This is a genomic window from Streptomyces sp. OfavH-34-F (genome assembly GCF_022347745.1).
In the GTDB taxonomy this organism is placed as follows: Bacteria; Actinomycetota; Actinomycetes; order Streptomycetales; family Streptomycetaceae; genus Streptomyces.
The window spans coordinates 1-6540 of sequence record NZ_JAKRGC010000340.1; the positions used below are offsets into that span (position 1 = coordinate 1).

Below are 6540 nucleotides of genomic sequence, written 5' to 3' on the forward strand. Positions count from 1 at the left end.
GGCCCAGGCGGACCGGGCGGGGGAGCGCGACGAGACCGAGGCACCCTGGCTGTCCGTCGCCTCGCTGCGCCTGCGCACGGAGTCCGGGGTGGCCGGGGCGCTGCGGGACCTCGCCGCCGTGACCGGCCGGCGCCGCTTCGCGTTCCGCGCCCTCGACGCGATCGGCACCGCGACCCGGCTGCTGCCGCCCGGGATGCGCTCCGCCCGGCTGCTCTTCCTGGCCCGGACCGCCGACGCCTACGTCTGCGCGGGGGAACCGGTCGCCGCCGCGGCCGTCGCCGGGCACCTCCTGGACACCACCGAGGTGCACCCCGCGACCGTGCTCGGCCAGGAACTGCGCGGCCTGCACGCCAGACTGGCCGCGCCGGGCGCCGACCGGTCCGAGATCGACGACCTCGTCCGCAGGCTGGCCGTCGCCGTCCGCTGACGGGCCGGCCCATGACGCGGGGGCGGGGCGTGTCACCACGCCCCGCCCCCTCCGTGCGTCGTTACCGCGTCAGCTCACGTCGAGTGCCACGTCGTCCAGCACGAAGCTGGTCTGCAGATAGGCGTCCTCGTCGCTGGTGAAGCTCAGTGTCAGCGTCTGCCCGGCCGCCGACGACACGTCGAACGTCCGCTGGACGTACCCGCCGGTCGCGTCCAGGTTCGAGTACGTGGCCAGCGTCCGCGACCCCAGCTTGACGGTGAACGTGTCGTACGCGTTCCCGTCGGGGGTCTCGGCGGTGTCCGTGCGCAGGTAGAACGACAGCCGGTACGTCGCGCAGCCGGACGGCACGGTCACCGACTGGGTGACGTAGTCGCTGTGGGTGCTGCCCCAGCCGCCGAGCCACGCCTGGTAGGCGCCGCTGTGGGCGGGCTTTTCGGAGGTCCGGTTGTTGATCACGCCACTGGTCTGCGACCAGGGGGTGGTCCCGTTCTCGAAGCCGCCGTTGCCGACGACCTGCCGGGGCTCACAGCCGCCGCTGCCACCGACCACCAGGGAGTACGTGGTGGTGTGGGTGGCCGTGCCGGTTCCGGTCACCACGAGCGTGTACGTGCCCGCCGGGGTCTGGGCACTCGCGGAGACGGTCATCGTGGCCGACGCGCCGGACTGCACGGTGGACGGCGAGAACGAGACGGTCACCCCGCTCGGAGCACCGGACGCCGACAGCCGCACGCTCTGGGCGTCGCCGCCGGTGGTGGCCGTGGACACGGTCGCGGTGACCGAGCCGCCCGGCTGGACGCTGCCCGAGACCGGGTTCACCGAGACGGAGAAGTCGTCGCCGGGCGCGGTGGAGCCCACGGCGGACTTCCACAGCGTGTAGGCGACCCCGTCGGCGCTGCGGTTGAGCGCGGTGGCGCTGATGTTGGCGGTGGTGTCGCAGGAGGAGTGGTAGCACGGGTCGTACGAACGGCCCGCCGTGCCGCCCCACTTGGCGGCCTGGCCGGACGTCTTGGTGTCACTGGCCCCGGTCGCGTACCCCGAGGTCGGGATGCCCGCCTGCTGGAAGGAGTAGTCGTCGGAGCGGCCCTGGCCCTCCACGTTCTCCTCCGGCGCGAGTCCGAGGGAGTCCCAGTACGCCTTCATCGGGGCGGACGCGGTGGAGTTGAGGTTGTTGATGAAGTAGCCCCCGTTGACCGAGGCCACCATGTCGAAGTTGTAGTAGGCGGTGATGGCGCTTCGCTGCGCCGAACTCAGCTGGCTCACGTAGTACTTGGAGCCCTGGAGGCCCTGCTCCTCACCGTTCCACCAGGCGAACCGGACGTGCTTGGTCATGGTGGGGTTCTGCTGGGCGAGCGCGAGCGCGTTCTCCAGCAGGGTAGCGGAGCCGGAGCCGTTGTCGTTGATACCGGGTCCGGCGGACACGCCGTCCAGGTGCGCGCCGAACATCACGGTGCTGTCGGCGGGCCCGCCGGGCCAGTCCGCGATGAGGTTCTTGCCGGTGTAGGTGCAGGTGGCGCAGGTCTGTTCGGTGACCGTGTAGCCGGCCGCCTGGAGCTTGCCCTTCACGTAGCTGAGCGAGGCGTTGTAGCCGGCGCTGCCGGCCCGCCGGTTGCCGCCGTTCTGCGAGGCGATGGTGTTGAACTGCGTCAGGTGCGCCTGAACCTTGGCGACGTCGATGTCGGGCGGGGTGCCGCCGGGCGTGCCGCCGCCATCATTCACGGTGAGGGTGTACTGCGCGGTGTGGTCCTGGGCGCCCGCTCCCTTGACCGTGAAGGTGTACGAGCCGGGGGAGGCCGCCGAGGAGGCCGACACGGTCATGGCGGAGGTGGCACCGGACTGCACCGAGGCGGGGCTGAACGAGACGGTCACGCCGCTGGGCAGGCCGCTCGCGGACAGGTTCACCGTCTGGGCGCTGCCGGAGGTGACCGTCGTACGGACGGTGGCCGTCACCGAGCCGCCGGGCTTGACCGAGCCGGACGCCGGGTCCAGGGACAGCGAGAAGTCGTTGGTGCCGCTCGGCGAGCAGCTGGGGTCGCCGCTCTGGGCGGGGATGCTGATGGCGTCCCACGCCGCCTTCGTGCGGTTGAACAGCACGCAGCTGGCGTCCAGGCTCTTCGCGGCGGTGAGGGTGGTCGTGCGGTAGCGCTTGTACGTCATGCCGCTGGTCTTGAGCAGCATGCCGCCGTAGAACACCTTGCCGGCGTCCTGGATGCCGACCCCGGTGACCGTGGAGTTGTTGCAGGTGGGGCTGGACGGCTTGCCGCCGCCGGGGTTGGAGCCCTCGGCGAGCAGGTAGAACCAGTGGTTGAGCGGGCCCGCCGCCGCGTGCTCCTCGGTGTTGGGTATGGAGGAGCTGTAGCAGTTCGGGTCACCGGTCTGGCCCGGGTTGTACATGACCCGGATCGGCCCGTTGCCGACGAGGTCGATCTTCTCGCCGACGGTGTAGTCCGGGTCGTCGTACGGGGCGGGCTCGTTGGTGTACGCCTCGGTCAGCGCGCCCATGATGTCGCCGGTGGCCTCGCCGAGCCCGGACTCGTGGTTGGCGCCGCCCGGCGTGTACTGGTCGATGCCGTGGCCGAACTCGTGGGCCACGACGTCCATGGCACCGATCCACTGGTTGGCCTGGTTGTGGCCGATGGAGACCGAGGAGCCGTCCCAGTAGGCGTTGACGTCGTTGAGGCCCACCTTGACGGGCCAGCTGCGGCCGTTGCCGTCGTGGCCGTTGCGCCCGAGCCAGTCGCGCAGCATGTTCCACTCGTGCTGGGCGGCCCACATCACGTCGACGCAGCCGGTCTCCCTGCTGGTGGCGCTGCCGTTGCCCCAGGAGTCGGTGGACTTGGTGAACACGCTGCCGGTGCTGTAGTCGGCGCAGCTGAGGCCGGGGCGGCCGGTGTCGCGCAGCGAGTAGCTGCCGCCGGAGGAGGAGGTGTCGATGGAGAGGGGGGAGGGCCCGTTCCACTGGCTGTTGCCGGTGCCGGCCCGGACGTCGTCGTAGCTGTCGATGACCTTGCCGGTGCCGGCGTCGACGAAGACGTGCAGCCGGCTCGGCGCCTCGGCGGTCCGGCCGGTGAGCACGGTCTCCCAGGCGAGTCGCGAGCGCTTCGCGGTGGCGCGGACGACCAGGCGGTGGCTCTCGACCTTGTCCACGGTGCGCAGCCGCTCGCGCGAGGTGGCCTCGGCCGCCTTGGCGGAGACGGTGGCCGTGGTGGGTACGTTGATGCGGCGCGAGACCGCGGACTGGGAGCCGCGCACCCGGCCCTTGGAGTCGGCCACCACGACGGCGTCCCCGCCGACGACGGGCAGACCCCGGTAGGTGCGCTCGTACGCGACGGAGTAGAGCCCGTTGACCCACGGAGTGACCCGCCGGCGCTCGTAGCGCTCGTCCGGGCCCTTGGCCAGGGTGTCGAGTCCGCTGTCGGCCGCCCGGTCGGCGGCGTTGACGGCGGCGGTCAGTGCCTTGGGGGCGGGCGGTGGTGCGGGTTCCGCGGATGCCGGCTGGCCAGTGGTGGCGACCAGCATTCCGGCGAGGACGGCCAGGGTTGTCCCGGCCGTCATCGGTCTGCGTTTCATCGAGGCTCCTCGTCGTGTGGGGACCTCGGCCACGGACAGCGGCGTGGGAAGACGCGTCCGCCCGTGCGGCAGGCGCGGCCGTCCGACGGGCGGTGTCCGTGATCGAGCGACGGAACACTCACACGTGGTCATGACCGCGTCAACAAAGGGCGGGTCACGGAAAAGGGGCTGTCAAGTCTCGTCAAGTCGCCGCGGGCCGACGGCGCATGAGGGATCGGCGGCCGGAGGGCGGCGCGAGGGGGAATGGACAGGCGGGGAGGCGGGCGCTATCCTGCACTCTCACCAAATGACGCTTCACACGCACCTGTCGAGGCGAACGTATCACGAAATCGATAGCTGCACAAGCCTTCTGGTTCCCCTTCATACGCCGCCTCGCTCCCCGTCCTCCCTGCGCCCCTTCATCACCCACCACACGGAAGGCATCGGCCTTGACCACGCACACCCTCACCGCGGCGGCCGCCGGCACCTGGCGACTCGGCGACCTCACCGTCAACCGGATGGGCTTCGGCGCCATGCGGCTCACCCAGAACGGCCCGGCGTTCGGCGACGCCATCACCCCGCACGACCGGGACCGCGCGATCGCGGTGCTGCGCCGGGCCGTCGAACTGGGCGTGAACCACATCGACACGGCCGCCTTCTACTTCTCGCCGCTGCGCTCGGCCAACGAGCTGATCAACCGGGCGCTCGGGCCCTATCCGGACGACCTCGTCATCACCACCAAGGTCGGACCGGGCCGCGGCCCCGGCGGCGACTGGCTCGACTGGGCCCGCCCCGGGCAACTGCGGGAGCGGGTCCTGGAGAACATCCGCCAGCTCGGCCGCGACCACCTCGACGTGGTGAACCTCCGGATGAACGGCCCCCGCCCCCTCGGCGACCTCTTCGGCGCCCTCGCGGAACTGCGCGAGGAAGGGCTCGTCCGCCACCTGGGCCTCTCCAACGTCGTGCCGGAGCAGATAGCCGAGGCCCGCGCCATCGCCCCGGTCGTCTGCGTCCAGAACCGGTACGGCATCGGCGAGCGGCGCCCCGGCGCCGACGAGGTCCTGCGCCTCTGCGGCGAACTGGGCATCGCCTTCGTCCCCTTCTACGCCATCGCGGGCACCGGAAGCGAGGCCGGGGCCGCCCCGGCCCATGAGCACGAGGCGCTGCTCGACGTGGCCCGCGCCCACGGCGCGACGCCCGCCCAGGTCAGGCTCGCCTGGACGCTCCAGCAGGGCCCGCACGTCCTGGCCATTCCCGGCACCGGCGACCCCGCCCACCTGGAGGAGAACGTGGCGGCGGGCGCCCTGCGGCTCACCGGCGAGGAGCTGCGGCGCCTCACCGGGCTGGGCCGGGCCGCGTAGCATGATCCCCATGGAGCAGCGCGAACTCGGCAGGACCGGACGGAACGTCTCGGTCGTCGGACAGGGAACCTGGCAGCTCGGCGGGGACTGGGGCGAGGTCCGCGAGGAGGACGCCCTCGGCGTGCTCGACGCGGCCGTCGAAGCGGGGGTGACCTTCTTCGACACCGCCGACGTCTACGGCGACGGCCGCAGCGAACAGCGCCTCGGCCGCTACCTGAAGGAGCGGCCCGACGCCGGGGTCTTCGTCGCGACGAAGATGGGCCGCCGCGCCGATCAGGTCCCGGAGAACTACACCCTGGACAACTTCCGCGCCTGGAACGACCGTTCCCGCGCCAACCTCGGCGTGGACACCCTCGACCTGGTCCAGCTGCACTGCCCGCCCACCCCGGTCTACTCCCGCGACGAGGTGTACGACGCGCTGGACACGCTCGTCGCCGAGGAGCGCGTCGCGGCCTACGCGGTCAGCGTCGAGACCTGTGCCGAGGCGCTGACGGCCATCGCCCGCCCGGGGGTGGCCAGTGTGCAGATCATCCTCAACCCGTTCCGGCTCAAGCCCCTCGACGAGGTGCTGCCGGCGGCGCGCGCGGCCGGGGTCGGCATCATCGCGCGGGTGCCGCTCGCCTCCGGGCTGCTCTCCGGCAAGTACACCGCCGACACCGTCTTCGCCCCCGGCGACCACCGCACGTACAACCGGCACGGCGAGGCGTTCGACCAGGGCGAGACCTTCTCCGGTGTGGACTACGAGGCGGGGGTCGAGGCCGCCGCAGCGTTCGCCCGGCTCGCCCCCGAGGGCGCGACACCGGCGCAGACGGCGCTCCGCTGGGTCATCCAGCAGCCGGGCGTGACCAGCGTCATCCCCGGCGCGCGCTCCACCGGACAGGCACGGGCCAACGCGGCCGCCGCCGCGCTCGCCCCGCTGCCGCAGAGCACCCTGAACGCGGTGCGCGACCTGTACGACCGCACGTTCCGCGCGGCGGTCCACGACCGCTGGTAGCCGCCGGGGCTACTCGCCCGTGCCCGGCGTCGCCGGTGCCTCGGTCGCCGTCCCGTCGTCCGGGACGGTGGCCGCACCGGTGTCCGGCGAGAACAGGCTCATCCCCAGGAACACGGCCGCCAGAAAGGCGATCGCGCCCGCGATGGCGCTGGCCACGCGCGGCCGGCGCCGGATCGCCTCGCCCGCGGTACGCCGCCGCGCCTTGCCGGGCC

General features: G+C 72.3%; 3 protein-coding genes and 2 pseudogenes. 3 read left to right on the forward strand and 2 right to left on the reverse strand.

The window, feature by feature from the left end:
• Positions 1-427: pseudogene (locus MHW47_RS30290) on the forward strand (XRE family transcriptional regulator); the annotation flags it as partial.
• Positions 428-496: 69 nt separating this feature from the next.
• Here the strand turns inward: MHW47_RS30290 and MHW47_RS30295 are convergent.
• On the reverse strand, positions 497-3979 hold the full coding sequence (locus MHW47_RS30295) for a M28 family peptidase (protein WP_239227061.1): 3483 nt from the start codon (positions 3977-3979) through the stop codon (positions 497-499).
• A gap of 443 nt (positions 3980-4422) precedes the next feature.
• On the opposite strand from MHW47_RS30295, the gene MHW47_RS30300 reads away from it, so the two are divergent.
• Entirely contained in the window at positions 4423-5334 is a 912-nt protein-coding gene (locus MHW47_RS30300; RefSeq protein ID WP_239227058.1) for an aldo/keto reductase, read from the forward strand.
• A 1-nt stretch (position 5335) separates the two neighbouring features.
• Positions 5336-6328: an aldo/keto reductase gene (locus tag MHW47_RS30305; protein ID WP_239227060.1), complete on the forward strand. Its 993-nt coding sequence runs from the start codon at positions 5336-5338 to the stop codon at positions 6326-6328.
• Between the two features lie 9 nt (positions 6329-6337).
• Here MHW47_RS30305 and MHW47_RS30310 read toward each other — a convergent pair.
• Positions 6338-6540: pseudogene (locus MHW47_RS30310) on the reverse strand (serine/threonine protein kinase); the annotation flags it as partial.

Excerpts from the sequence above, each read along its gene's own strand:
- MHW47_RS30295 (WP_239227061.1), bottom strand. The coding sequence starts at position 3,979 with ATGACGGCCGGGACAACCCTGGCCGTCCTCGCCGGAATGCTGGTCGCC.
- MHW47_RS30305 (WP_239227060.1), top strand. The coding sequence starts at position 5,336 with ATGATCCCCATGGAGCAGCGCGAACTCGGCAGGACCGGACGGAACGTC.